The following is a 26,130-nucleotide window of genomic DNA, read 5'->3' on the forward strand; positions in this document are numbered from 1 at the left end:
AAACAAACAACAAAACTATAAACAGTTAGATATGGTAGACATTAAGCCTGATGAAATATCAGCGATATTACGCCAGCAGCTGAGCAACTTCAATGCGGCTGCCGATCTCGAAGAGGTTGGTACCGTACTGCAGGTGGGCGATGGTATTGCCCGTGTTTACGGGTTAAACAATGTAAGCTCCGGTGAGCTCGTAGAGTTCGAGAACGGAGTACGTGCAATTGCCCTTAACCTGGAAGAAGATAACGTGGGTGTGGTATTGATGGGTGAAAGCGGTGATATTAAAGAAGGCGCTAAAGTACGCCGTACCGGTAAGATCGCTTCTATCAACGTAGGCGAAGGTATGCTGGGTCGCGTGGTAAATACATTGGGTGCACCGATCGACGGAAAGGGCCCTATCTCCGGTCAGCTGTATGAAATGCCCCTGGAGCGTAAAGCCCCCGGTGTTATCTTCCGCGAGCCTGTAAAGGAGCCTCTCCAAACAGGTTTGAAGGCGATCGACGCGATGATCCCCATCGGCCGTGGTCAGCGTGAGTTGATCATCGGTGACCGCCAAACCGGTAAAACGGCTATCGCGATCGATACCATCATCAACCAAAAAGAATTCTTTGAAGCTGGCAAGCCAGTTTATTGTATATACGTTGCGATCGGTCAGAAAGCCTCTACCATTGCCGGTGTGATGAAAACACTGGAAGATTATGGTGCTATGGCTTATACTACCATCGTTGCGGCTTCTGCTTCTGATCCTGCTCCGCTGCAGTTCTACGCTCCGTTCGCCGGTGCTGCCATCGGTGAGTTCTTCCGTGATACCGGACGTCCTGCCCTGATCATCTATGATGATCTGTCTAAGCAAGCGGTAGCTTACCGTGAGGTGTCTCTGCTGCTGCGTCGTCCCCCAGGCCGTGAGGCTTATCCTGGTGACGTATTCTACCTGCACAGCCGTCTTCTCGAGCGTGCTGCAAAAGTTATCAATGATGATGGCGTTGCCAAAAATATGAACGACCTGCCTGAGTCTATCAAGCACCTCGTAAAAGGTGGTGGCTCTTTGACCGCTCTGCCGATCATCGAAACACAGGCTGGTGACGTATCTGCTTATATCCCTACAAACGTGATCTCGATCACCGACGGTCAGATCTTCCTGGAAGGTAACCTGTTCAACAGCGGTATCCGTCCGGCGATCAACGTAGGTATCTCCGTTAGCCGTGTAGGTGGTAACGCGCAGATCAAGTCGATGAAGAAAGTAGCAGGTACCCTGAAGCTCGACCAGGCCCTGTACCGTGAAATGGAAGCGTTCTCCAAATTCGGTGGTGACCTCGATGCTGCTACCAAGATGGTAATCGACAAAGGTGCCCGTAACGTGGAGATCCTGAAACAACCTCAATACACGCCATTCACTGTAGAGAAGCAAGTTGCTATCATTTACCTGGGTACACAAGGTTTGCTGCGTGAAGTAGCCGTTAAGAAGGTGAAGGAATTTGAAGAGCACTTCCTGCTGGAACTGGAGAATAAATTCCCAGATATCCTGGCGCAGTTCAAGAAAGGTAACCTGCCCGAAGATGGTATCAAGAAGATGGTAGAGCTGGCTAAGTCTATCATGCCTCAGTACAAGTAATCACTTACCTGATATAGAAAAGCCCCTTCGTAAATACACGAAGGGGCTTTTTTTTATTGCTGTAAATCAATGCACAACCGAAATCCATTCGACATAAGTCAAAAAAAGTTGGTGCTGCCTATTGCATCTCTCAGTTTTTGTTTCAATCTTTGACCCACGATCAACAACAACGATCACCTCCTCCAAGTCCGATACAAACCGTACCAATCTCCCAGACAAACCGTACCTAAGTCCCCCATCCTATTCCATCATTTGGTTCCGTGTGTAATAGCCCAATCCTTACGAAAATAACCGGTTCGTTTCCAACTCCTGTGGACAAATACTTAGCTATTCCGTCCCTAAAATATAAGTTATGAAAACGTACCTGTACCTGACTGCTGACCCAAAACCCATTACTCTTCAACATATATTCAGGTGGCTGTTATTGCCGCTGTTGTTATTAACCTGGTCATTGACCAGCTTTTCTCAGAACGTAAAATCAAATGGCGGTAAGAAGATTGTGCTGAACTGGTCTACTGCTGTAGATGACAATTACAGCCATTTTGTAATAGAGCGCAGCATTGATAATACAACGTTCTCTGAAGTAGGATATTTGTTCACCGGAGAAGAAGAAGCTGCCGGTCGCAATGTAAGCTATAGTTTTTCGGACGATGTAAAGAATGTGCGTAAGGGTTATATCTACTATCGCATCAATATGGTGGATATGAAAGGACGTGTGCAGAAATCGGTGAAGCATACGGTTTATACGGCCGAGCATAAAGCAACGCCTACGGTAAAAGTTTCACCAAACCCGATGATCAATGAGCTGCGCGTTGCACTGCCCGCAGCCTGGAAAGGGAAGTTTGTTTCGATAGAACTGATCAATAATCTCAACGGACAAGTTGCGAAATATGTGTTGAACCAACAGGCATTACTCACCGAAATACTGCCTGTAGCGGAACTGACGGAAGGTATTTATATCCTTCGTGTGTCGAATGGCAATGAAACGATCATTCAACGGGTTGTTAAATCCAAATAAGATATTCAACGTTTTTTAAAGGGTACGATCAACAAACGCCGTCCCGGTTCCCCGGGATGGCTCTTTCTGAAGCTTTAACATGATTTTTGAGTACCCGGTGTAGGGGTTTCATGAGTTCAAATGTCTATAAAGAAACCCCTGGTGTGAGTGAAAGAGTAGAGGGAGCCAGACGACGCAAGTACACGGTGATATCCATAGAGATTGTTAGTGAAGCAGGAAATGGTGCGATTTAATTGATTAAGACATCTATATAAGAGTTTATTTTAAAGGGTACGATCAACAAATGCCGTCCCGATTCTTCGGGATGGCTTCCTTAAACTGCTACTTGTACCAGTGCAGTCTGTAACCCAAACCAACTGCTTATTAAAATATTCAAGATTTTTTAAAGGGTACGATCAACAAACGGCCAGGCTTTTCTAAGCCAGGCCTTTATTTTTTTAATACCGTATATCGGCTAAGTTTGCAGTATGATGCGTCATATCCTTTCATCAGTTCTATTCATCGTTTTACTGGCACCCCCCAGCGTGCTGGCTTGCCTCAATGATAGTCATAGAACGCTTATGCCTTTTGTGGACAATAAGATTGACCTGCAGGCATTGTTGAACAAAAAGGATGGTGAACCACCCTATTGGAAGTATGGGTTTATCGACGAAGAGATAATGAGTAGAAAGGATTCACTGTTTCGAATTGGGTTGGACAAGCTGAACTATCAAAGCCTTAGCGATTATGCATCAATCGTGCTGAGGGTGGGGGACAAAGCAGAAGGTGTGAAGATACTTGAAGGGCTTTATACCAAACACCCCAACGATTATTCAATTGTGGCCAACCTGGGCACGGCTTATGAACTCACGGGCAATGATGAAAAGGCGCTCGAGCTGATCCGTAAGGCCGTGGCCATTAATCCCAATTCTCATTATAACTCCGAATGGATCCACGTACGTATCCTCGAAGAGAAGGTGGGAAAGAAGCAATACGACAAGATCATTGAGCTTGGCTTTACTGATTATTCGAAGTGGATCGTTGATAAACAATATGTTTTTGTGCGCAATGCAGACTCATTGAAAGTGCAGATTGCCTATCAACTGCATGAACGCATTGGCTTTATCGCCCCTCCCGATGATATCGTGGGTCAACTGCTGTTGAATTTCGCGGATATCGTCGCCAAGAGTGACTCGAGAGACGAAGCGATTCCTTTCTATGAAGAGGCTCAACGATATGGTGCTTCCCTGGAGAAAACGGTTGCTGCCCGTAAGAAGGCTATTCGGGAGGAGAAGGAAGAAGTTAGTGGTACGTTCCGTTGGGCGAGCATGGTGTGGGCATTACCACTGTTGGCTTTCTTTGCCATCTTGTTTGCCTGGATGCGCACTATCAAAAGAAACAAGCAGGCGGAACAGGAGCGCAGGTAAGCGCGATGTGGTTGATGGATGATGGGAGTTTCGGAAATGATTAAGGGTGGGTCAGGTTAATCAATGCCAGCAATACTGTAAAAAAGCATCTACGCTTTTTGCCCGGCAGTTTCGGTTTCGCTCTTCACGTAGTTCCTCATCCTGCTGAGGAAGGTAGTCAGCTGCTGCATGTCTTTGATATTGTCGGCGATCAACAGGAAGAGCTTGCCGGTTTGTTTCAGCTTAGCGTTATTGGTATACTTCTGAATATAAGTAAGTATTTCTCTAAAGGTATCCGATTCGAAATAGGGAGAATCGGCTTTATTGATAAAGAAGAACTTCACCGTTTCATCCCTCAATAACATCTTTTCAAAGCCCAGTTCCACCGCCAATTTGCGGCTACGGACCGTGTCGAACAGGTCTTCCACCTGCTTGGGGATGGGGCCAAAGCGGTCGGTGAGTTCATTAGCAAAATCCTTCAGCGCTTCTTCGTCCTCACAATTATCCAGCCGGGTATAGAGAGAAAGCCTTTCTGTAATGCTTTCTACATAACTATCGGGGATCAGTATCTCCAGGTCGGTATCGATGGTACAATCCTGTACATAATCTTCCTGTTTGGAGATCTCCTCTTTGAAGAGTGCACGGAATTCGGTTCGCTTCAGTTCTTTAATGGCCTCGTCCAGGATCTTTTGGTACATCTCAAAACCAATCTCGGCCATGAATCCACTTTGTTCGCCACCCAACATATTGCCCGCGCCACGGATGTCGAGATCGCGCATGGCGATCTGGAACCCGCTGCCCAGCTCACTGTGTTGCTCAAGTGTTTGCAGGCGCTTGCGCGAATCGTTGGGCAGGGTGCTCATCGGCGGTGCCAGCAAATAACAGAATGCTTTCTTATTGCTACGACCTACACGCCCGCGTAGCTGGTGCAGGTCGCTGAGGCCAAACTGGTGCGCATTGTTGACGATGATGGTATTGACGTTGGCGATGTCTACACCGCTTTCTACGATATTGGTACAAACAAGTACATCGTATTTCTTATCGATGAAGTCTAATATCCTTTCTTCCAGGTGGTGCCCTTCCATTTGACCGTGAGCAGTTCCAATGCTAAGGTCGGGGCATAGGCCCTGTATAAGACCGGCCATTTCACCAAGTCCCATCACGCGGTTGTGAATGAAGAACACCTGTCCGCCCCGCTCCGTTTCAAAATAGATGGCGTCGCGGATCATGTCTTCATTGAACACGGCTACTTCCGTTTGAATAGGCTGCCGGTTGGGCGGCGGCGTATTGATAATGCTCAGGTCACGCGCACCCATCAGGCTGAACTGTAGTGTTCGTGGTATAGGTGTAGCCGTAAGCGTAAGCGCATCTACGTTGGTACGCAGGGTCTTGATCTTCTCCTTGTGGGCCACGCCAAACTTCTGTTCCTCATCGATCACCAGCAGACCGAGGTCTTTGAATTTAACCTCCTTACCCAGGATGCCGTGTGTGCCAATGATGATATCGATCTTACCTTCTTCGAGTCGCTTCAGGGTGTCTTTCTTCTCTTTGCTCGACTTGAATCGGTTGATATAGTCTACGGTAACAGGAAAATCCTTCAACCGCTCTTTGAATGTTTTGTAATGCTGGAACGCCAGGATGGTGGTGGGTACCAATACAGCGGCTTGCTTATTATCGCAGCAGGTCTTGAAGGCAGCACGCACCGCTACTTCTGTTTTGCCAAAGCCTACGTCGCCGCAAACCAGGCGATCCATCGGCGAGGGCTGCTCCATATCTTTTTTTACGTCGGCCGAAGCCTTGCTTTGATCGGGCGTATCCTCGTAAATGAACGATGCTTCCAGCTCGGTTTGCATGTAGTTATCCGGCGAGTGCTGGAACCCCTGTTGGGCTTTCCGTTGGGCATAAAGCTTGATGAGATCGAAGGCGATCTCCTTCACCTTTACCTTGGTCTTTTCTTTCAGCTTGGTCCAGGCATCGCTGCCGAGCTTGTTAACCTTGGGTACGGTGCCTTCCTTGCCGGTATACTTGGATATCTTGTGCAGGGAGTTGATGTTCACATACAGGATATCGCTATCCTTATACAGAATACGAACGGCCTCCTGCATCTTACCATTCACTTCAATTTTTTGCAGACCGCTATACGTACCCACGCCGTGATCGATATGGGTTACATAATCGCCGGGCTGCAATTCGCGCAGGGTACGTAAAGTGAGGGCTTTGTTCTTGTTATAAGCCTGCTTCACCTTGTACTTGTGGTAACGCTGGAATATCTGGTGGTCGGTATAACAAACCACCTTGGCATCTTCATCGATAAATCCCTGGTGAATGGAAGTAGGTACCGGGGTAAACTGGATCTCTGCTTTCAGGTCTTCAAAGATGCTGTTCAACCTTTCCAGCTGGCGTGGATTCTCTGCGAACAAGTAAAGAGCAAATCCTTTACCCAGCCACTGTTTCAGGTCACGGATCAGCATATCGAACTGCCGGTTGAAAGCAGGCTGATCTTTGGTATTGAAAAGGATGGTATGCGCTTCCTCGCCTGTAAAAAAGGGGAAGGAGCCTTCATGACCAAACTCAACGATATGTCTTTGCTGTAGTTGTAATTCAAGCATATCGGCCGGTACAAAATCGTCGGCCTTTACACTGGCTTTCACCAGTCTTGTCTCATCTTCATCCCATTCCCGTTCTTTGGCAGCGCGTGCCTCCTTGCTTTTCGGATTAGCGGCGGCCGTAGCAGCTGCTTCCTGCTGCAGGTTCATGAACAGCTGGAGGTCTTCCTCCTGGGTAATGAGCTTTTCTTTGGTAAGCGCCCAGTCCTGTATCCACACAACCGTATTCTCGGGGAGAAAATCGAACAGGGATGTTTTTTCATCACTGTCGAACTGGGTCTCCACATTGGGGATGATGGTTACCTGCAGCAGCTTGCGTTCGCTCAGCTGCGATTCCGGATCGAATATGCGGATGGAGTCGACGTCATTCCCAAACAACTCTACCCGGTAGGGTTTTTCGTTGCCAAATGAGTATATATCGAGGATACCTCCGCGCAGGGCAAACTGTCCGGGTTCGTACACAAAGTCGGTGCGTTGGAAGCCGTAGCTCACCAGTTGCTCCATGAGGCCATCGACATTGATGTTGTCGCCCGTTTTGAGGTAAATAATATTGCCGGATAACGAATCGGGCAACACTACTTTTTCATACAAGGCTTCGGGATAAGTTACCAGCAGACCGGTGCGGTTACCTTTTCCGGCAGCCTGGGCCGCAAAGCGGGTCAGGGCTTCTGTGCGCAGCATTACGTGCGAAGAATTGAGCAGCTTGAAGTTCTTCCGGTTCTTGAATGAGGAAGGGAAGAAATATACGTTCAGTGCATTGGTGAGGTTTTCCAGTGAATTCTGCAGGTAGGCGGCAGATTCCTGGTCTTCACAAATGATGACGTGATTGAGCTGGCTGCAGGAAGGGTGCTGAAAAATGGTGCCGATAACAAAGGCGGAGGCGCTTCCGCGAAGATGGCTGCAGTAAATATGTTGAGGTTGGGAAAAAGAGAGCCTGTCCGCCAATTGAAATAGGCGGGGGTTGTTCTTAAATGTATCCATCAACGTCTGCAAGTTCATAACAACGGGCGCAAAGATACGAAAAAGCGGGCAGTATGGGAAACGGAGAAACGGGTGATTGGGGGAGCCTGCACAAAATTACCCGGGTGACATTTGCCGGAGAGCCTGGCCGGGAGCTATCCAATTGTGTTGCTAAAACATTTTAGCCTTGACGACGGTCAAGCGATTGCAACAGCTTAAGGTATAGTTACTTAATATGGAAATATAGTAATGCACTTACGTGGAAATAAATATCCTGGGAATAGCGCGGCGTGAGTAAAAAATACTATACTTTAGCACCCGACTCGATTGCTTGCCATTAAGGCACTATAGGAGCAGCTCAGCTGCTCCTTTTTTTTGCCCCTGGTTGAAGATGCTTTCTGCCGCTGTTTGAAGATGCTTTGTGGCGTTGTTGGAAGGACTTCCTGAGTCCGGCGCTGCAATCGGTAAACCATCGCCATTACCTTGACTGCCATCCCCCAATTACCGGTTACTCCTGCTTTGCCGCCTGCACTTAATCCGTAGGGATTTTTGTATATTTAGTAAAATACATCCAATGTTACAGCCCTGGCGAACTGGTAAGGTTATACGCATTGCGGATGAAACGTCCATCACGAAAAGGTTCTGGATACAGGTGCCTGAGTTGAACGCCTTTGATTTCACTCCGGGGCAATTCGTAACGCTGGACCTCCCCATTCACGAGAAACCGGCCAAGCGATGGCGTAGTTATTCAATAGCCTCCTGGCCCGATGGGAGTAATGTTTTCGAATTAGTCATTGTGTTATTGGAAGGCGGAGCTGGTACGCATTATTTATTCAATGAGATCAGGGAGGGGTCAGAGATCACTTTGCGTGGCCCGCAAGGGGTGTTTGTTTTACCGGAGCCGGTAGACCGTGACCTTTTCTTCATCTGCACAGGTACCGGCGTAGCGCCGTTCCGTTCGATGAGCTACCATATACTCAATAAACAGGTTCCACACCAAACCATTTACCTGGTTTTTGGCTGCCGAAAGTTTGGGGATGCGCTCTATGGACAAGAGTTGAAGGAATTGGAATCTAAAGTGTCGAGCTTCCGGTACATACCCACTTTTTCCCGGGAAGAACCAGGCGCTTATTGCACGGGTTATGTACACGGGGTATATGAAAAGATATGTAAGGAAAACAGGTTTCCCGCTCCAGGCGATCCTGCACTCCTGATGCCGAAGCCCGCCTACTTCTTTCTATGCGGCTGGAAAGATATGATCGATGAAGCCAAGCAGCGTATACAGGACCTGGGATATGATAAGAAATCCATTCACCAGGAATTATACGGGTAAACGACCTTCTTTCGCATTCCAATACTGGAGAACGTTATTTCAAACCTATAGCCAGATAAGTAAGTGCGGAATTAATGCTGACTTCCGCTGCCTGTTTGTTGTGCAAGTTTCCGCTTGGTAATATCCTGCACTTTGGAATTGCTTTCTTCTTTAGATGAGATGGGAATAACAGGGATGTGATGCTCCTTTAATTTTTGCTCAAGACTAGCTTTTTCTTTCTGGAGATCCAAAATGTCGGCATGATTGCTGAGCATTTCGTTTTCCAGTTCCAGGACTTTCATCTTAAGTTTCTTCAGTTGACTCTTCCGTACAATGAACCCTGCCAGGAATGCCGAAAGAATAAGGCCACCAAACAAGTACACATTCACAGGAATGATGATTGCAAGCATAAACAGCTTTTTAGGGTAAAAGAACCTCTGGTTAATGTTCACCGGCTGTCCTTCATATAGGGGTAAGGTCCTACTGACAAGTCAATAATTTGACCTATGTCAATAAGGCAGTTATCCTATAACGGATAGCCAAATAAATTATTTTAAGCTACTAAATCAAATAGAGCCTAATAGGGGGTGTGTTTTCAAAAGGACTAGCGGTACTTCAAAAAAGGAGAGAGGTCTTTCAGGAATTAAACCTTTACTATACTTGATGTTGCAGAGTCAAATTTAGAATTAATTAATCTGTTTTTGAACAATTTCCAGGATTTTATTTATCGGAATTCGTTCTTGTTGCATAGAATCCCGATACCGGATGGTAACGGTATTGTCTTCTTTCGTCTGATGGTCGACAGTTATGCAGAACGGCGTTCCGATCGCATCCATACGACGATAACGCTTGCCGATGGCGTCCTTTTCCTCATAAAAACAGTAAAAATGAGGTTTGCAGGTATCCATGATCTGGCGGGCAATCTCCGGTAAACCGTCTTTTTTCAACAAGGGCAATACGGCCAACTTGATAGGAGCCAGCTTAGGTGGAAACTTCAGCACTACCCGGCTGTCTTGCTTTTCAGGGGTGCTAAGATCCTCTTCAGTATATGCTTCGCTAAGTACCAGTAAGATGGTTCTATCCAAACCGATAGAAGTCTCGATCACATATGGTACATAGTTCTGATTGATCTCATTATCAAAGTATTGCAGTTTCTTTTTGCTATAGAGCTGATGTTGGCTCAGGTCAAAGTCACCTCTTGAGTGTATACCTTCCACTTCTTTGAAACCAATCGGGAATTCATATTCGATGTCGCAGGCCGCTTTGGCGTAGTGTGCGAGCTTTACGTGGTCATGGTAACGGTATCTTTCGGCTGGAATACCCAAGCTCAGGTGCCATTTCAGGCGTTCAGCCTTCCAGTATTCATACCACTGGTCTTCTGTGCCAGGGCGTACAAAGAACTGCATCTCCATCTGCTCAAACTCACGCATGCGGAACACGAACTGGCGGGCGACGATCTCGTTACGGAAGGCCTTACCGATCTGGGCGATACCAAAAGGTATCTTCATACGGCCGGTCTTCTGCACGTTGAGGAAGTTCACGAAAATACCCTGGGCCGTTTCCGGGCGCAGGTAGATCTCACTGGCCTCATCCGATACGCTGCCCAGCTGGGTTGAGAACATGAGGTTAAACTGGCGCACATCCGTCCAGTTGGCTGTGCCGCTTACCGTACATTTTATCTTACTGTCTTCAATCAGTGTCTTCAATCCAGCCAGGTCGTCCTTGGCCAGCAGGGCATCCATCGACGCCAGTAAAGCATCTGCTTCTGCCTTTTTGCCCTCTTTCTCCAACAGATCGGCATGCGCCTCGATCAGGTGGTCTACCCGGTAGCGCTTGTTGCTGTCCTTGTTGTCGATCATCGGGTCGCTGAAATTATCAACGTGGCCGCTCGCCTTCCAGGTAGTGGGGTGCATGAAAATAGCCGCATCGATACCAACGATGTTCTCGTGCATCTGGGTCATGCTCTTCCACCAATAGTCGCGAATGTTCTTCTTTAGCTCGCTGCCCCATTGGCCGTAATCATAAACTGCACTCAAACCGTCATAGATCTCACTCGATTGGAAAATGAATCCGTATTCCTTGCAATGCGAAATGATCGCCTGAAACTTGTTGGTATCTGTTGCCATAGCGGGCAAAGATAAGACGGGCTAATATTATCTGTTTCAGACGCTTGAAAAAATAGTATGTATATAATAAATCAGGGAGCCGAATGGGGCATATCGGCCAATTAGTTGGTTTACAGCAGCAGATACTTGAAATTATTCAGCTATTGCGGTTGCCGGCACCCGCCGCTATCTTTAAGCTCCTAAATCCACCCCATGACAAACAATGAGACCATCCGCATCGAGATCGACAAACAGATCGCCGCCGGATTTTCGGCCGATGAGATCAGGAGCAACCTCCTTTCTCAAAAATACCATCCCGATGAAGTGAACAGCGCCATGCGGCAAACCGGCGCAGCTGCGCGGGCAAATTCTCCCGCCGGATTCGGCATCGCCTCGGTACTTGTTTCCATTTTCCTCATCATCAGCGGTATCATGAAAGTGAACCGGTACGAGTCGGGGAGTATCAGTTACATCTTCGGCTTCATCATGTTGATCGGAGGGATCGGTGGTTTGATCTTCAAAGTGGTTGATATGTCGCGCCGCTAAGCGAACTGTTGCCTGCAAATTGCCTGAAAGTTGTTTTCACGATATTCCCTTTCTCGGTAGGCCACCTGTGGCTGCTGAAAAAGGGAATATCCCGTAACATAAGTTTATAGCCGTCACCGCAATGTTAGGTCAGTTGTGTTTGCCATTCGTTCTGCCATGATCCGTTTGTACTTCCGGGCCCGGAATTGTCGATAGGTTAAGAACAGTCCACCCATGACGGCAAAAATCATGATAAAATTCCCAATGTTCTTTTTATTCTCTTTATTGACGGCCATGTTCCTTGCCGCCAAATCTGCATAGGGCAGGCCTTTCTTCGCAATGTTAAAAATCGTGAAGATCTTGCCGGTATCCTGCTGGTGAGGAGACATTTCATGATCCCTCCTGTATCGGATGGTAAGTACATCACCTGGTTCCAGGCTGTCTATATCATATGTTGCCATTCGATATTTGACATATTCTTCATCGAAGCGGTATATGTTCGGGTCTTTGAGGAAGGAAAAATAGTAAACGTAAAACCTATTATCATTGTCAGATATATAAGATTTCCAAGGCTTTTTATGTAAGATCTTTGGAGCAGAAGTCTCCAGCCTTGTTTCATCAATTGTTCCCTCCCCCGACACGTAGCTATAAATAGGCCAAATGATAAATATAGATGCGAAACTTATCGATACAAATAAGTACACCTTAAATTTATCTCCTTTGCTCCCAAGATATCGGGGCAGATGAGGTTTAGCTACCTGCTTCCGGTTCTTCTCTATCCAATTACTGATGATTATGATCACGGAGTTAAGTGCAGGCAAGGCAAACAGGATAGAAAGCAAGATCATTGCCGTGCCAATTCCTTTGCCCGACATTTCTTTGCCCATGAAAAAATAAGTCAATGCGAAAATAAGGGAGGTGACTCCTGCGGCCAGCGCCGCAATATTTTTCTTGTTGATCGTTTTCTTATAAGTTGCCGCATGGTCCTGCCGCATTTTTTCATAGGCCTGCCGGGCCTCTTCGTGTGCAAGATTGAACATGGTACTTAATTCCACTACAATCTCTTCTACCGCCAAATCATCCGCTACCAACATCAAGGCATATTCTGAAGCGCGTGCTATTCGTTCTTCTTTGGGTAAGGTTTGGTAATCCATCCGGGCTATTTCATGGTAGGATATGGTCCTATAATTCCAAAATGATTATTTCAACTTCTCATTATCCTGGTGCCGGTTGGCATCACGGATATTCTTCTTCTCGAAATTCTTGTGCAATGCATCGGTGAGGTTGACGCCCGTTTGATTGGCCAGGCATATCAATACCCACAACACATCGGCCATTTCATCGGCCAGGTGCTTGTTCTTATCACTCTCTTTAAACGATTGCTCCCCGTAGGTGCGCACCATCAGTCTTGATAGTTCGCCCACCTCCTCCATCAGGATACCCAGGTTGGTAAGTTCATTGAAATAACGCACACCCACGGTTTTGATCCATTGGTCCACCTGTTGCTGCGCTTCGTTCAGCGTAATATCCATATTGCTGTTTTTATGATTTGAGGCAATCTATTCCTTGTTCTTCGAATCGATAATGATCGTAACCGGACCATCATTGAGCAGGCTCACCTTCATATCGGCCCCAAACTCGCCGGTGCCGATCCCTTTGCCCAGGTCCTTTTCAAGCTGGGCGATCATTTTTTCATACAATGGGATCGCAATATCGGGTTTGCTCGCCCGGATATAGGAGGGGCGGTTGCCCTTTTTGGTGGCCGCGTGCAGGGTAAACTGGCTTACCAATATAATATCGCCCCCATTTTCTTTGACCGACACATTCATCACCCCCTGGTCATCGTTGAATATGCGCAGGTTCACGATCTTATTGCTGAGCCACTCGATGTCTTCTGCAGTATCTGCATCTTCAATTCCTACGAGCACCAACAAACCATTTCCGATGCTTGAGCGTATTATATTATTGATCGTTACACTTGCCATACTGACGCGCTGGATTACTGCCCGCATATTTATAGGTTAGTGTGTAAATTTATGGGAAGAAAGGGCAACCGGCAAAATGCCCGTGTATTATGAATAAGATAGATATAACTAAAGAGATTGAGTTCCAAACGGCACGTAGTGGCGGCAAAGGAGGGCAAAACGTTAATAAAGTAGAGACCATGGTGGAGGGGTATTTCCATATTGATAAGTCATTGATACTGAGCAATCAGCAGAAGGAGATATTGAGCAGGAAGCTAGCCTCCAGAGTAAATTCGGAAGGGTTTTTGCAAGTGAAGAGCCAGGTTCACCGTTCGCAGCTGGAGAACAAGCAGGAAGTAGTAGAAAAGATGCATCTCCTGATAGAGCAGGCCCTGAAAAAGGAAAAGAAACGCATCGCTACAAAACCTTCCAAGGCAGCAAAGGCAAAACGGCTGGACTCGAAAAAGAAGCAATCGGGCCACAAACAAAACCGTCAGAAGATCCGCCCGGCCGATCATTAACCTAAATCCGTGCAAATGCAACCACGCCAGCCAAACACGTCCATGCTTAACAGAATAGCCAGTTGCCTTTTGCTGATCTCCGTACTGGCATCCTGCCAGAAAGAGCTCAAAATGGACGCTACGGCTATTCACAATATTGAGCTGCGGTTTAAACCAGTGGTGCTGTTTGACACGGTCGAAATGAAGTTCGACACCGTTACCTACAAAAATGCCTTCAATGAATCCTTCAAAGTAAGTGCCTTTAAATTCTACGTACATGCCTTTGAACTTTTCAATACCGATTCCAACAGGATATCCCGTGCCGGCGACCAGGACTACTACCTCGTCGATTTTGCCGACAGCAACTCCACCGTCATCAAACTGAATGTGGTTCCGTATAAATACAACGTTCTCGCATTCACCATGGGGGTTGATAGCGTGCTGAACGTAAGTGGCGCCCAAACCGGGGTACTTGACCCCGCTAAAGGGATGTTCTGGGAATGGAATACGGGTTACATCATGTCGAAGCTGGAAGGAACATCGCCTGTTTCTACCGCACCGGCCAACAGTTTCAAATACCATATCGGCGGATTCCGGCAGGCCGAAAGCGTAATAAAAAAGATAACTTTGTTGTTCCCTTACCCGGAAGTCATCGATATGAAGCCTGGTAAGAAAACCGTGATCGACATCACGGCCGATGTATATGACTGGTTCAACAATCCGCACGACATCCGTATCGGAACCAATGCGGGGGTGATGTCGCCGGGTACCCTGGCACAGCAGATCGCTGAAAACTATTCCAAAATGTTTGCGGTCGTGAAAGTCAAAAATGATTAACGGTGGCCATCAGGTGGACTATACGGTTTGTATTACTTTTCTTACTGGGAACAGTATGGATACAGGCGTGTAAGAAATCGAATGGCGACAAATCGGGGCCCACACCCATCAGTTTTGCCATCCCTGCAGGATTTCCCACTCCGCAATACCAGTTTACCACCAATGCATTGACCGAAGAAGGGTTTGAACTGGGACGAAAACTCTTTTACGATGGCAAGCTCTCGAAAGACGGCAATTTTCCCTGTGCTTCCTGTCACCAGCAGTTTGCTGCTTTTGCCACCTTCGATCATAACTTCAGCCATGGCTTCAATAACCAGTTCACCACCCGCAATGCGCCGGCTTTGTTCAACCTCGTGTGGCAAAAGCAAACCCATTGGGATGGTGGCATCAATAACCTCGAGGTGCAGCCGTTGGCGCCGCTCATGGCTCCCAACGAAATGGCAGAAGATATTAATAGTGTGCTGGGCAAATTGAACCAGGATGCTACGTATAAACAAATGTTCAAAGCTGCCTTTGGTGATGAAACCATCAATAGCCAGCGCATGTTGTATGCCCTCACGCAGTTTGTGGGCTCGCTGGTGTCGGCCGATTCCAAATACGACCGCGTGAAAAAAGGGCTGGCTGCCTTTACGCCACAAGAGCAGATGGGATATACCTTGTTTCAGTCGAAATGCAATAGCTGCCATGCCGAACCATTGTTTACCGATAATAGTTTCCGCAATACCGGGCTGCCGGTAGATCCAACCATCAATGATAGGGGACGCATGCGCATCACCCAGAACAGGGCCGATTCGCTGAAGTTTAAAGTACCCAGCCTTCGTAACCTGTACCTTACTTTCCCATATGGTCATGATGGCCGATTTATATCGGTAAACCAGGCCTTGGAGCATTACAATAGTGGCGTGCAGCAAAGCGCCACCGTAGATCCGCTGGTTCAGCATGGCATAGCCCTCAGCACCAACGATAAGAACTACCTGCAATTATTTTTACGCACGCTCACCGATTCCACCTTTATCAAAAACAAACGTTTTGCGCCGCCGGGCAGTTAGCCCTTCTTCTCCTGGCACAGTTCTATCAACACACTATTGGTTCCTTTGGGATGTAAGAAGCAAACCAGCTTATTATCTGCCCCCTGCTTCGGTGTGGTGTTGAGTAATGTGAAACCTTCTCCCTGTAATCTCTGCATTTCCGCCTCAATATCGGCCACTTCAAATGCGATGTGGTGAATGCCTTCCCCTTTCTTCTCGATGTACCGGGCAATTACCCCTTGCGGGTCGGTGCTCTCCAAAAGTTCGATCTTGGTTTCACCCTGGCGAAAAAAAGCAGTGGTTACCTGCTCGCTGGCTACCGCTTCCTGCTTATAGCAGGGCGTGTTGAGCAGTTTTTCGAACAGGGGAATGGATCGAGCCAGGTCTTTCACGGCAATGCCGATATGTTCAACTTTCAGCATAAGTAGTTTTTGAAGTAGCTCAAAGATACTTCCACCTTCCAACCATTCGCGGTAAATTTGTGTTAGGATAAGCGTATGCTGCATTTTCCCATATACCTCGACTACAATGCTACCACCCCCTGCGATCCGCAGGTGGTAGAAGCCATGCTGCCCTACTTTACCACTCAGTTTGGCAATGCTGCCAGCCGGCAACATGCCCTCGGCTGGCAGGCCGAAGAGGCGGTAGACTATGCACGAAAGCAAGTGGCGGCACTGATCGGGGCCGATGTTACCGAGATCGTTTTTACTTCGGGCGCCACCGAAAGCAATAACCTGGCGTTGAAAGGGTTGGCAGAAATGTATGCGGCCAAAGGCAATCATATCATAACCTGTGTAACTGAGCATAAAGCGGTACTGGACGCCTGCAAGCACCTCGAAAAGCAAGGTGTACTGGTAACCTATTTGCCGGTCGATAGAGAAGGGTTTATCAGCCTGGAGCAACTGGAAGCAGCCATCACTCCACAAACCATCCTTATCGCCATCATGTATGCGAATAATGAAACAGGGGTGATACAGCCGGTGGAGGAGATTGGCCGGATCGCTAAGCAGCATGGTGTGATCTTCTTCAGCGATGCTACCCAGGCCGTCGGAAAGATTCCGGTAAATGTATTGGCCGACGGGATAGACCTTATGAGTTTTTCTGCCCACAAATTATATGGTCCCAAAGGGGTAGGAGCACTTTACATACGCCGCAAAAATCCCAGGGTGCGCATCACCGCCCAGATAGACGGCGGTGGCCATGAACGAGGTGCGCGCAGCGGTACCCTCAATGTGCCCGGCATCGTAGGCCTGGGCAAAGCGGCCGAATTATGCCGCCTGCACTTGCAAGCGGAAGGAGGCCGGTTGAGCCAATTGCGCGATCAGCTGGAACAAGGCCTGTTGCTGCTGGAAGGTGTGCAGGTAAATGGAGGGGCTGATAACCGGCTGCCGCATGTCAGCAACCTTGCTTTTCCCAACGTGGATGGCAATGCCCTGATGTTGGGCTTCAATAAAAATATTGCCGTAGCCACCGGCTCGGCCTGTACCTCGGCCTCCATGGAGCCCAGCTTTGTATTAAAAGCCCTGGGCCTGCCCGACGACCTGGCCCGCAGTTCCCTCCGCTTCAGCCTCGGCCGGTTCACTACCGTCGCCGAGATCGAATACACCATTCAACGAGTTTCCGAAACTGTGCGCTCTTTGCGGGCTCTCGATCCGTTTTCTGCATCTTAAGAAGAAGCTGTCCCTTTTTTGGGGCTATGAAGGCCGTTTCAACAGCTAATAAATTGACATATCCTTACGGCTGGACCTCCTAAAAAGCAAAAACTCTCCGGGGGGAGAGCTTTTGGTGCAGTAGGTTATGGTTATCTGTGTAAAATATATGTATGGCTAAGCCGTTAATAATCACGGATAGTTCTACAATAGGAAATGGATTTTTGTGTTTGGGAGACAGCGAATATAGGTAAATCCTCTTTTCGTAGATCACTATCAACCGGTTTTCTTTTTATGTAGGTATAATCTCTTATTTTCGTACGCATGTGGCCTGTTTGTAAAAAAGAATTTCGACAATTCTTCAGTAGTCTCACCGGGTATATTGCCATTGTGGTGTTCCTGTTGCTGAATGGATTGTTCCTGTTTGTGTTTCCCGATACCAATATCCTTGATTTTGGGTATGCTACGCTTGATAAATTTTTTGAATTGGCACCCTGGATCCTCCTATTGCTGATCCCCGCCATCACCATGCGCAGCTTTGCCGACGAATTCAAAGGTGGCACTTTCGAGATCCTGCAAACCAAACCGCTCTCCCGCTGGCAGGTAGTGGGGGGCAAATATTTCGGCGCCCTCCTGGTGGTGCTGATCGCCCTGCTACCCACGCTCGTTTACATCATTACCATACTGCAGTTGTCCGAATCGGGCGGTATCGACACCGGGGCCATCATCGGGTCCTATATCGGTCTCCTTTTCCTCGTGGCTGTTTTTGTCGCCATCGGCATTTGCTGCAGCAGCTTTACCAATAATGCCGTAGTGGCGTTCATCGTGAGTGCATTTGTGTGTTTCCTGCTGTACAGCGGGTTCAATGCTATCAGCCGCATACCGGCCCTCGAATCGGGCGCCGATTATTACGTTGGCATGGCGGGTATCGATTTCCATTACCGCAGCGTGAGCCGCGGCGTGGTCGACAGCCGGGATATCATTTATTTCCTCGGCATTATCGGCTTCTTTTTGACATTTACAGCTAAGAACTTATTGAAACGATAAACCAATGGTATCGGGCCGCAGCCGGCCCTTTAACTGATGGAAGTCTGAGAGATCATTAATGACTATGAAAAAACTGTTTGCTACAAAATACTGGTGGATTTATTTGCTGATCGTACTGGTGGGTGTCAATTACCTCGCCTCCCAATTCCATTTCCGCCTGGACCTTACCCAGGAAAAACGATTCACTTTATCTACCCCCACGAAAAAGCTGTTGAGCAACCTCAACGATCCCGTAACGGTTACCGTATTCCTGGATGGCGACATGCCTGCCGGCTTTAAACGTCTCGCCAACAGTACCCGCGAACTGTTGCAGGAGTTCAAAGAGAACGGAAAGGGCAATATCCATTTCCGCTTTCAAAGACCGGGGTCGGATAAGGCAGACACCGCCGGCGTGTATTCGATGGACTCCCTGATGAGCCTGGGCCTCAAGCCTACCAACGTTCGCGTTAAAGCCAAAGAAGGAGAGGGGGAAGAACAGCGCTACCTGTTTCCGGGTGCTATCGTTACCTATCACGATCGCATTGTACCCGTCGACTTTCTACAGAGTTCAAAAGTGAACGACGGCGATCCTTTCAGCACTCTGAATAATGCAGACGCCCTACTCGAGTTTAAGCTGGCGCACGCGATCCAGAAAATAACCGCCGAAACAGTGCCTGCCGTTGGTTACCTGCTGGGTAATGGCGAACCCATGACCTATAATGTATACGACCTCATAGAAGGAGCCCTGAAACCCAACTATGGATTTGGATTTGTACCCATCGACAGTGTGAAAGTGATACCGCAGTATTTCAATGCGCTGGTGGTGATGAAGCCCACGAAAGCCTTCACCAACGAACAAAAGCTGAAGATCGATCAATATATAATGCATGGCGGTAAGGTGATCTGGCTGCTCGATAAGCTGGATGCCAATCTCGATAGCCTGATGCGTAAGAACGGCGATTTTGTGGCCTTCGATTTTGGTCTCAATCTCGACGACCAGTTCTTCAAATATGGCGTGCGGATCAATGCCGACCTGGTGCAGGACCTCCAATGCGACCGCATCCCCATGGTGGTAGGCAGCATGGGCGACAAGCCGCAAACCGAATTGCAATCCTGGCCTTATTTCCCCTTATTGTCTTCCTACAGCAACAACCCCATCGCGAAAAACATGGACCAGGTGCTGTCACTGTTCCCCAGTTCGATCGATACGGTGAAAGCGCCCGGCATTCAAAAGACGGTGCTGCTGGCAACCTCCTCCAACGCACGAACACTCAGCACACCGGCTATCGTGTCGCTTAATAGCATCAAAACGGAAGAAGATATGAAGACCTTCAACAAGGCCAACATACCTGTAGCCGTATTACTTGAGGGGAAGTTTTCATCTTTGTTCACCAACCGCCTTTCGCAAGCGACCATGGATACCATGGCGGGCCTTTACAAGCAGCCATTCCGCGCGGCGCCGGCGGAGGATAATAAAATGATCGTGATCGCCGATGCGGATATCGCCACCAATGTGTTCTCTCAGGCACAGGGGCCGCTGCCCATGGGCTTCAACCAGTTTACTAATTATCAATATGCCAATAAGGATTTTATCCTCAATTGCATTGAATACCTCGTTAATCCCTCCGGTATTCTTGAAACGCGTTCCAAAGATTATACCCTGCGCCTCCTCGATCCCGAAAAGGTAGAGACCCAAAAAACTACCTGGCAGCTGGTCAATATCGGGGTGCCGGTTTTGTTGGTCCTGCTATTTGGGTTCATTTATCAGGCTATCCGGAAAAGAAAATACCAGTAGGGCAACAGGCCGGCATGGCGATGCTGCCCGGTCTTTTCGATTTAACTTTCTTTTAAGACCCGGTAAACGCCCATAATTCCCCTGATTTGTACAATTGCAGACCCACTGTAGACATGCCCTTAAACCGGCATTGGCCCCTATCTTTGCTGCCATCAACAACTAAGCATGACAAGGGATCAAATCACTTACCTGGTCTTTGGAATTGTTCTGATACTGGCTATCGTCATTGACCTCGGACTTTTCAGCAAGCGATCTACCCACGTATCGCTTAAGAAGGCATTTTGGGTAAGCGTGTTCTGGGTGGCACTGGGTCTCAGCTTTGGCGTATTCATCTGGTTCGAGCTGGGTAAAGGCATGGCACTGGAATACATCAGTGCTTACCTGATGGAAAAAAGCCTCAGCATTGACAACATATTTGTCTTCATCCTCCTTTTCAATTTCTTCTATGTCAAAGAAGAGTATTACGCCCGGGTATTGCTCATCGGCATCTTGATGGCCATCGTATTCCGGGTGCTGTTCATCACCGTGGGCGTTGAACTGGTGAACCGTGTGCATTGGGTGCTCTATATATTCGGCGCCTTCCTGGTTTGGACAGGTTACAAAATGTTTACGCACGAAAAAAGTGTTGAGTTCAACCCCGAGAAAAGCCCTGTATACAAATGGCTGCGGAAGATCCTGCCCATCAGTATGGACGATTTTGGTGGCCGGTATATCGTGAAGGTCAATGGCAAACGCATGTACACCTCCCTGTTTGTGGTGGTGGTGATGCTGGCCACGACAGATATTGTATTCGCGGTTGATTCCATACCCGCAGTAATGGGGGTGTCTAAGCATCCACTGGTGATCTATACCAGTAATATATTCGCCATCCTCGGTTTGCGTTCCTTATTCTTTTTGCTGAAAGGAGCCGTCGATAAATTCAGTCACCTGCAGCAGGGCATTGCCTTTGTGCTCATTTTTATTGGTTTGAAGATGCTGGTGGAGTTTTTCCATATCGAAATACCGATCTATGTTTCGCTCCTGGTGATACTGGTAAGCATTGCCGCATCGATGGTCTATTCAGTGGCATTGGCAAACCGTGAAAAGAATGGTAATAACGACGCCGGACACAACAGAGACCTCCACTAATCAACACCATGAAATACCATATAGAAGATATTACGGGCATTGTGAAAGGAAAGCTGGTTCAGCAGCACGACAATGCTTTTATTGAACACCTGCTCATCGATAGCCGCAAAATGATCTTTCCGGATACATCGCTGTTCTTTGCCATGAAAGGCCCCAGGCGCGACGGTCATGTTTTTCTGCCGGCACTTTATGAAAAGGGGGTCAGGAACTTTGTGGTGAGTGAAGACACGGATGCAAGCAAACTGTCGCAGGCCAATATTATCCAGGTAAAGGATGTGTTGCAAGCGCTTCAACTGCTGGCGGCCCATCACCGGAAACAATATTCCTTGCCCGTCATCGGCATCACCGGCAGCAACGGTAAAACCATCGTCAAGGAGTGGCTCAACCAATTGCTCGATGATCAGTACTCGATCATCCGCAGTCCGCGCAGTTATAATTCGCAAATCGGCGTACCCCTGAGTGTGTGGCCCATGAATGATACCCACGAACTGGGCATCTTCGAAGCAGGCATCTCGCAAAGCGGTGAAATGGACCGGTTGCAAAAGATCATTCAGCCTTCCATCGGTGTTTTCACCAATATCGGCGAAGCCCATAGTGAAGGTTTTCTCAACCGGCGGCAGAAGGTGAACGAGAAGCTCCGGCTGTTTACCCATGTCAAAACCCTGGTGTATTGTAAGGATGCCCCCGAGATCAATGAAGGGGTGGCCGCGTTGTGGCAGCAGTTCAACAAAGGGGGCCAGGGCAGCTTTGAGATATTCAACTGGAGCACGGTTACCGAAGCTACCCTCCAGGTGCTCACTGTTTATAAAGAGGAAGGCACTACGTTGATCACCGCGCTTTACAAAGAACAAACGATCGCCATCAAGATACCTTTTACCGACGATGCTTCGGTAGAGAATGCCATTCATTGCTGGTGTGTATTGCTGCATCTTGGGGTGGCTGCAAAGGCAATCGCCAAAAAGATGTTGCAGCTGGGCCCCGTGGCTATGCGGCTGGAGCTGAAGAAGGGGATGAACAACTGTTCTATCATCAACGACAGTTACAGTGCCGACCTCAGTTCCTTCAACATTGCCCTCGATTTCCTGGCGCAGCAAAGTCAGCACGACCGCAAAACGGTGATCCTGTCCGACATCCTGCAAAGCGGCCGCAACGAAAAGGAGTTGTACAAAGAAGTGGCGCAGGCGCTTGCCCAGCGGGGTATTGCGCGCCTCATTGGCATTGGCGAAAAGATGATCCAGCACCAGGCCGTCTTCCGCCTGTCGCCCATACCCGAACTCGTGTTCTATCCTTCGGTAGAATCGTTTATACACGACTTTCATCACCTCAGTTTCCGCGACGAGACCATCCTGCTCAAAGGCGCCCGTGTATTTGAGCTGGAGCAGATAGATAGGCTGCTGGAACAAAAGGTACACCAAACCGTGCTGGAAATAGACCTCAATGCATTGGGGCATAACCTGCGTCAATACCAGCAATTGCTGCAGCCCACCACAAAGCTGATGGCCATGGTGAAAGCTTTTTCCTATGGCAGCGGCAGCTACGAGATCGCGAATGCGCTGCAGTTCCACAAGGTCGATTACCTCGCGGTGGCCTATGCCGATGAAGGGGTCGAGCTGCGCAGGGGAGGTATCAACCTGCCCATCATGGTCATGAATGCCGACCCCTCTACCTTCGACGTATTGGTGCAATACAACCTGGAGCCTGATCTGTATTCGCCAGCCTTGCTGCGCTCGTTCGAAGCGTTCCTGAAACGGCAGGGTATACGCCAGTTCCCCGTGCACATTGAACTGGAAACAGGGATGAACCGGCTGGGCTTTTCGCCCGAGGAGCTCGATACGGTGCTGGAAGTGCTGAAGGGGGACCTGTTTATCGTGAAGAGCGTGTACAGCCATCTTGCGGCGAGCGAAGATCCCCAGCATGATGCCTACACCCGCCGGCAAGCTTCCATATTTCATGGCATGGTCGAAAAGTTGCAGCAGGTGATCACGTATCCTTTCCTGCGGCATATTTCCAATACGGCTGGTATTGCCCGCCATCCCGATCTTCAGCTCGATATGGTACGCCTGGGCATCGGTTTGTATGGTATCGACAGTGCCAATACACACCGCCTGGAGTTGAAAGAAGTATCTACCCTTATTGCCACGATAGCACAGATCAAGCACCTGAAAGCGGGCGATACCGTGAGCTACGGCCGGCGAGGCGTGGTAGAGCGCGATACGCTGGTGGCTACCGTCCGCATTGGTTATGCAGATGGATACCCGCGCAATTTGAGCAATGGGGTGGGAAAGATGTGGGTGAACGGGAAGCTGGCGCCTGTAATTGGAACGGTATGTATGGATATGGTGATGATCGATATAACCGGTATTCCGCATGTGCAGGAGGGTGATGATGTGATCCTTTTTGGAAAGGAGCTGCCGGTAGGGCAGGTGGCCCATTGGGCGCAAACGATTCCTTACGAGATGCTTACGGGCATATCGCAAAGGGTAAAAAGGGTCTATTTCGAGGAGTAAAAACAGGGGTGCCCGGCTAAGGAACTCCAGAGGTAAAGCATTATCTTTGAAAACTAAATTTCTTGTAAGGTGAAGATCAGATCGGTCGCTTTAATAATAATAGGCATCATAGCTATAGACCAGATTTTGAAGATCTGGGTAAAGACCTCCATGAATTACGGAGAACAAATCCCATTGATCGGCAGATGGTTCCGTCTGTTCTTTATCGAAAATGAGGGCATGGCCTGGGGTTGGAAATTTGGTGGCGAATGGGGTAAGCTGGCGCTTACGTTGTTCAGGCTGGTGGCCGTGATCTTCGGCGTATTCTACATCCGCAGTATCGTTCGTAAGAAATATCACCGTGGCTTCATCATCTGTGTAGCCATGATCTTTGCCGGCGCTTTGGGTAATCTCATCGATAGCATGTTCTACGGTATGATTTTTGGACCCAGTTCCGAGGAATTGCCGAAAGCTGTATTGTTCCCCTCAGGTGGCGGCTATGCCAGCTTCCTGCACGGAAAAGTGGTTGATATGATCTATGTACCGATCATTGAAAATAAAACACTGCCAACCTGGATCCCATTCTGGGGAGGCGAACGGTTCACTTTCTTTTCCCCGATCTTTAACATTGCCGATGCATCTATTTCGGTAGGCGTTATTGTCATCTTATTGTTCCAGCGTCGCTTTTTCAAAAAGCACCCCCACGAAGAAACCCGCACAACTGTAGAAACCAATTCTCCGGTCAACGATACTGTACAGGTATTGTAATTGATCCCGGCAGGGTACGATGGTTTAATGATTATTACTTCCTTCCTAACAGAGGTAATGGTGTGCGCATGGATGTAGCCTGTGGGTATCAATGGTCTTTAATGGACTATTAAACCCGTGGTTATGAAGCGAATACATTGCATTGGACTGTTAATGGCATTAATGGTGGGCATCTTTATGCCTGCCTGTAAAAAAGAGTTAAGTTACGAAGGTGGTTATGTGGCACCCATTGGTACCGAAGCCTGGGAATTCAAGCAGGGAAGTGCGGCCTACCTGGGGCCCATCGATACCGCCTATTATCTAAATACCGGCAGCGTAAACTCACTGGTGCTGGAAGGCACTTCTACCGACAAGACCGGCAATTTTTACCTCGAGATCATTGGCGCTAATATTATTACCGGTAATTACGCCACACCTTCTGTCGTATTTGGGTATTATAACAACGGCACACTGATATATAGCAACGATCCTCTTGCCGCCAACAAATTCAGTGTAACCATTACCAGTATCGATACGGCCGGCGTAAGTGGTACCTTCACTGGTGAGGTCCTCGATACCACAGGCGCAGTAGTAACAGTAACCGACGGTAAGTTTGCTGCAAAATTCACCAGCACAACGCCAGGTCCCGTCCCAACTGGCTGCCGCATCAGCAATGTGGCCAGTTATGAATTGACCAATGGTGATAAGATCGGCGCCATTACCAGCTACTTCAATAGCCAGGAACAGGTTATAAAAACCGAGGTCATCGATAGTACGGCGCAAACCTCCGGTACCGTCACCAACACCTTCAACATCACCTATTCGCCTACACAGATCAAGGTAGACACCGACCAGTATTTTACGCTCGATGGTAGCGGCCGCATCAGTTCCTTCCATGGGTACTTCGACCCATCAGACAATTCATCGCCGGCCCTGGTCATTGATTATACCTACGATGCCAATGGCTATATGGTGAAGGCCGAGGCCGGTTTACAGGCATTCCCGGCATTGAAGATTGCAAAGTCGGAGTACACATGGACAAATGGCAACCTCACCCAGGTAAAGATCACCGACAATATTGTGGGCAATGCCACGACAGTCACCTACGAATACGACCTTACGGAAGAAGGGAATGTCTTCCTGGCATTTCACCCCAATCCTGAGATCCTGATGTTCCAGAATGCCATCAATTACGGCAAGAACTCGGTAAACGTGCCAGTGAAATCAACCCGCACCGACACCGACAGCGGCGGTACGCCGACAGGCCCTTCCACCACGGCAGAGTTCATAAATTATGAATTCGACGCCAACCACAATGTCACCAGCTTTGAAGCGACTGGCCAGGAGTCGGTGTACGGCGTGGATGTAAAGCATGTACTCACCTATAGATGCAAATAGCGACGCAGTCTAAATAGATTCGGGCCAGGCCGGGGGAGTAACCTTTAGCCTG

22 protein-coding genes are annotated in these 26,130 nt (G+C 48.4%); 15 read left to right on the forward strand and 7 right to left on the reverse strand.

Features of this window, described 5'->3' with window-relative positions; all coding sequences use genetic code 11:
* Positions 1–31 precede the first annotated feature (31 nt).
* The 3 genes from atpA to P2H89_RS02490 all read left to right on the forward strand — a co-directional run bounded on the left by atpA (position 32) and on the right by P2H89_RS02490 (position 4,033).
* Entirely contained in the window at positions 32–1,609 is a 1,578-nt protein-coding gene (gene atpA, locus P2H89_RS02480) for a F0F1 ATP synthase subunit alpha (protein ID WP_275824906.1), read from the forward strand.
* Positions 1,610–1,961: 352 nt separating this feature from the next.
* Positions 1,962–2,627: a T9SS type A sorting domain-containing protein gene (locus tag P2H89_RS02485; RefSeq protein ID WP_275824907.1), complete on the forward strand. Its 666-nt coding sequence runs from the start codon at positions 1,962–1,964 to the stop codon at positions 2,625–2,627.
* Between the two features lie 467 nt (positions 2,628–3,094).
* Entirely contained in the window at positions 3,095–4,033 is a 939-nt protein-coding gene (locus P2H89_RS02490; protein ID WP_275824908.1) for a hypothetical protein, read from the forward strand.
* Positions 4,034–4,122: 89 nt separating this feature from the next.
* On the opposite strand, the gene mfd is transcribed toward P2H89_RS02490, so the two are convergent.
* Entirely contained in the window at positions 4,123–7,617 is a 3,495-nt protein-coding gene (gene mfd, locus P2H89_RS02495; protein WP_275824909.1) for a transcription-repair coupling factor, read from the reverse strand.
* A gap of 535 nt (positions 7,618–8,152) precedes the next feature.
* Between mfd and P2H89_RS02500 the strand changes: the two genes are divergently transcribed.
* Positions 8,153–8,911: an FAD-dependent oxidoreductase gene (locus P2H89_RS02500; RefSeq protein WP_275824911.1), complete on the forward strand. Its 759-nt coding sequence runs from the start codon at positions 8,153–8,155 to the stop codon at positions 8,909–8,911.
* A gap of 71 nt (positions 8,912–8,982) precedes the next feature.
* On the opposite strand, the gene P2H89_RS02505 is transcribed toward P2H89_RS02500, so the two are convergent.
* Positions 8,983–9,300: a hypothetical protein gene (locus P2H89_RS02505; protein WP_275824912.1), complete on the reverse strand. Its 318-nt coding sequence runs from the start codon at positions 9,298–9,300 to the stop codon at positions 8,983–8,985.
* 276 nt (positions 9,301–9,576) lie between these two features.
* The gene (locus P2H89_RS02510) at positions 9,577–11,016 is read right to left on the reverse strand and encodes a glycine--tRNA ligase (RefSeq protein WP_275824913.1); all 1,440 of its coding nucleotides are present in this window, start codon (positions 11,014–11,016) and stop codon (positions 9,577–9,579) included.
* A gap of 192 nt (positions 11,017–11,208) precedes the next feature.
* Here P2H89_RS02510 and P2H89_RS02515 point away from each other — a divergent pair, with 192 nt between their 5' ends.
* Complete coding sequence (locus P2H89_RS02515) at positions 11,209–11,541, forward strand: hypothetical protein (protein ID WP_275824914.1); 333 nt, start codon at positions 11,209–11,211, stop codon at positions 11,539–11,541.
* 113 nt (positions 11,542–11,654) lie between these two features.
* On the opposite strand, the gene P2H89_RS02520 is transcribed toward P2H89_RS02515, so the two are convergent.
* Genes P2H89_RS02520 through dtd form a run of 3 tightly spaced genes read right to left on the reverse strand, consistent with a single transcriptional unit; the run spans position 11,655 to position 13,532 of the window.
* Complete coding sequence (locus P2H89_RS02520) at positions 11,655–12,674, reverse strand: hypothetical protein (protein ID WP_275824915.1); 1,020 nt, start codon at positions 12,672–12,674, stop codon at positions 11,655–11,657.
* 45 nt (positions 12,675–12,719) lie between these two features.
* Positions 12,720–13,052 carry a nucleotide pyrophosphohydrolase gene (locus P2H89_RS02525; protein WP_275824916.1) on the reverse strand — a complete coding sequence of 111 codons (333 nt, stop codon included), beginning with the start codon at positions 13,050–13,052 and terminating at the stop codon, positions 12,720–12,722.
* Between the two features lie 27 nt (positions 13,053–13,079).
* Positions 13,080–13,532, reverse strand: coding sequence for a D-aminoacyl-tRNA deacylase (gene dtd / locus P2H89_RS02530; RefSeq protein WP_275824917.1), 453 nt, complete (start codon positions 13,530–13,532; stop codon positions 13,080–13,082).
* A gap of 71 nt (positions 13,533–13,603) precedes the next feature.
* Between dtd and arfB the strand changes: the two genes are divergently transcribed.
* Genes arfB through P2H89_RS02545 form a run of 3 tightly spaced genes read left to right on the forward strand, consistent with a single transcriptional unit; the run spans position 13,604 to position 15,870 of the window.
* Positions 13,604–14,005, forward strand: coding sequence for an alternative ribosome rescue aminoacyl-tRNA hydrolase ArfB (gene arfB / locus P2H89_RS02535; protein ID WP_345799360.1), 402 nt, complete (start codon positions 13,604–13,606; stop codon positions 14,003–14,005).
* Positions 14,006–14,047: 42 nt separating this feature from the next.
* Positions 14,048–14,821, forward strand: a complete 774-nt coding sequence (locus tag P2H89_RS02540) for an MbnP family protein (RefSeq protein WP_275824919.1) — start codon at positions 14,048–14,050, stop codon at positions 14,819–14,821.
* A gap of 2 nt (positions 14,822–14,823) precedes the next feature.
* Positions 14,824–15,870: a cytochrome-c peroxidase gene (locus P2H89_RS02545; RefSeq protein ID WP_275824920.1), complete on the forward strand. Its 1,047-nt coding sequence runs from the start codon at positions 14,824–14,826 to the stop codon at positions 15,868–15,870.
* On the opposite strand, the gene mce is transcribed toward P2H89_RS02545, so the two are convergent.
* Positions 15,867–16,271 carry a methylmalonyl-CoA epimerase gene (mce, locus tag P2H89_RS02550; protein WP_275824921.1) on the reverse strand — a complete coding sequence of 135 codons (405 nt, stop codon included), beginning with the start codon at positions 16,269–16,271 and terminating at the stop codon, positions 15,867–15,869. The two genes, P2H89_RS02545 and mce, sit on opposite strands and share 4 nt — an antisense overlap.
* 75 nt (positions 16,272–16,346) lie before the next feature.
* Between mce and P2H89_RS02555 the strand changes: the two genes are divergently transcribed.
* From P2H89_RS02555 to P2H89_RS02585, 7 genes are all read left to right on the forward strand, one after another.
* Positions 16,347–17,519, forward strand: a complete 1,173-nt coding sequence (locus P2H89_RS02555; RefSeq protein WP_275824922.1) for an IscS subfamily cysteine desulfurase — start codon at positions 16,347–16,349, stop codon at positions 17,517–17,519.
* 303 nt (positions 17,520–17,822) lie between these two features.
* Positions 17,823–18,545: a gliding motility-associated ABC transporter permease subunit GldF gene (gene gldF / locus P2H89_RS02560; protein WP_275824923.1), complete on the forward strand. Its 723-nt coding sequence runs from the start codon at positions 17,823–17,825 to the stop codon at positions 18,543–18,545.
* A 64-nt stretch (positions 18,546–18,609) separates the two neighbouring features.
* The gene (gldG, locus tag P2H89_RS02565) at positions 18,610–20,319 is read left to right on the forward strand and encodes a gliding motility-associated ABC transporter substrate-binding protein GldG (RefSeq protein WP_275824924.1); all 1,710 of its coding nucleotides are present in this window, start codon (positions 18,610–18,612) and stop codon (positions 20,317–20,319) included.
* A 165-nt stretch (positions 20,320–20,484) separates the two neighbouring features.
* Positions 20,485–21,447 carry a TerC/Alx family metal homeostasis membrane protein gene (locus P2H89_RS02570; protein ID WP_275824925.1) on the forward strand — a complete coding sequence of 321 codons (963 nt, stop codon included), beginning with the start codon at positions 20,485–20,487 and terminating at the stop codon, positions 21,445–21,447.
* An 8-nt stretch (positions 21,448–21,455) separates the two neighbouring features.
* The gene (locus P2H89_RS02575; RefSeq protein ID WP_275824926.1) at positions 21,456–23,954 is read left to right on the forward strand and encodes a bifunctional UDP-N-acetylmuramoyl-tripeptide:D-alanyl-D-alanine ligase/alanine racemase; all 2,499 of its coding nucleotides are present in this window, start codon (positions 21,456–21,458) and stop codon (positions 23,952–23,954) included.
* Between the two features lie 69 nt (positions 23,955–24,023).
* Complete coding sequence (locus tag P2H89_RS02580) at positions 24,024–24,701, forward strand: lipoprotein signal peptidase (protein ID WP_275824927.1); 678 nt, start codon at positions 24,024–24,026, stop codon at positions 24,699–24,701.
* A 123-nt stretch (positions 24,702–24,824) separates the two neighbouring features.
* A complete protein-coding gene (locus P2H89_RS02585; RefSeq protein ID WP_275824928.1) occupies positions 24,825–26,078 on the forward strand; it encodes a DUF4595 domain-containing protein in 1,254 nt (417 codons plus the stop codon).
* Positions 26,079–26,130 lie beyond the last annotated feature (52 nt).

Source organism: Paraflavitalea sp. CAU 1676 (genome assembly GCF_029223285.1).
Classification (GTDB): domain Bacteria; phylum Bacteroidota; class Bacteroidia; order Chitinophagales; family Chitinophagaceae; genus Paraflavitalea.

What these genes read in the sequence shown, in the direction of transcription:
- P2H89_RS02585 (WP_275824928.1), top strand. Translation starts at nt 24,825, where the DNA reads ATGAAGCGAATACATTGCATTGGACTGTTAATGGCATTAATGGTGGGC.
- P2H89_RS02505 (WP_275824912.1), bottom strand. Translation starts at nt 9,300, where the DNA reads ATGCTTGCAATCATCATTCCTGTGAATGTGTACTTGTTTGGTGGCCTT.
- P2H89_RS02570 (WP_275824925.1), top strand. Translation starts at nt 20,485, where the DNA reads ATGACAAGGGATCAAATCACTTACCTGGTCTTTGGAATTGTTCTGATA.
- P2H89_RS02515 (WP_275824914.1), top strand. Translation starts at nt 11,209, where the DNA reads ATGACAAACAATGAGACCATCCGCATCGAGATCGACAAACAGATCGCC.
- P2H89_RS02510 (WP_275824913.1), bottom strand. Translation starts at nt 11,016, where the DNA reads ATGGCAACAGATACCAACAAGTTTCAGGCGATCATTTCGCATTGCAAG.
- P2H89_RS02540 (WP_275824919.1), top strand. Translation starts at nt 14,048, where the DNA reads ATGCTTAACAGAATAGCCAGTTGCCTTTTGCTGATCTCCGTACTGGCA.
- P2H89_RS02490 (WP_275824908.1), top strand. Translation starts at nt 3,095, where the DNA reads ATGATGCGTCATATCCTTTCATCAGTTCTATTCATCGTTTTACTGGCA.
- P2H89_RS02575 (WP_275824926.1), top strand. Translation starts at nt 21,456, where the DNA reads ATGAAATACCATATAGAAGATATTACGGGCATTGTGAAAGGAAAGCTG.
- dtd (WP_275824917.1), bottom strand. Translation starts at nt 13,532, where the DNA reads ATGCGGGCAGTAATCCAGCGCGTCAGTATGGCAAGTGTAACGATCAAT.
- mfd (WP_275824909.1), bottom strand. Translation starts at nt 7,617, where the DNA reads ATGAACTTGCAGACGTTGATGGATACATTTAAGAACAACCCCCGCCTA.
- gldG (WP_275824924.1), top strand. Translation starts at nt 18,610, where the DNA reads ATGAAAAAACTGTTTGCTACAAAATACTGGTGGATTTATTTGCTGATC.
- mce (WP_275824921.1), bottom strand. Translation starts at nt 16,271, where the DNA reads ATGCTGAAAGTTGAACATATCGGCATTGCCGTGAAAGACCTGGCTCGA.
- P2H89_RS02520 (WP_275824915.1), bottom strand. Translation starts at nt 12,674, where the DNA reads ATGGATTACCAAACCTTACCCAAAGAAGAACGAATAGCACGCGCTTCA.
- P2H89_RS02555 (WP_275824922.1), top strand. Translation starts at nt 16,347, where the DNA reads ATGCTGCATTTTCCCATATACCTCGACTACAATGCTACCACCCCCTGC.
- P2H89_RS02525 (WP_275824916.1), bottom strand. Translation starts at nt 13,052, where the DNA reads ATGGATATTACGCTGAACGAAGCGCAGCAACAGGTGGACCAATGGATC.
- atpA (WP_275824906.1), top strand. Translation starts at nt 32, where the DNA reads ATGGTAGACATTAAGCCTGATGAAATATCAGCGATATTACGCCAGCAG.
- P2H89_RS02500 (WP_275824911.1), top strand. Translation starts at nt 8,153, where the DNA reads ATGTTACAGCCCTGGCGAACTGGTAAGGTTATACGCATTGCGGATGAA.
- gldF (WP_275824923.1), top strand. Translation starts at nt 17,823, where the DNA reads ATGTGGCCTGTTTGTAAAAAAGAATTTCGACAATTCTTCAGTAGTCTC.
- P2H89_RS02485 (WP_275824907.1), top strand. Translation starts at nt 1,962, where the DNA reads ATGAAAACGTACCTGTACCTGACTGCTGACCCAAAACCCATTACTCTT.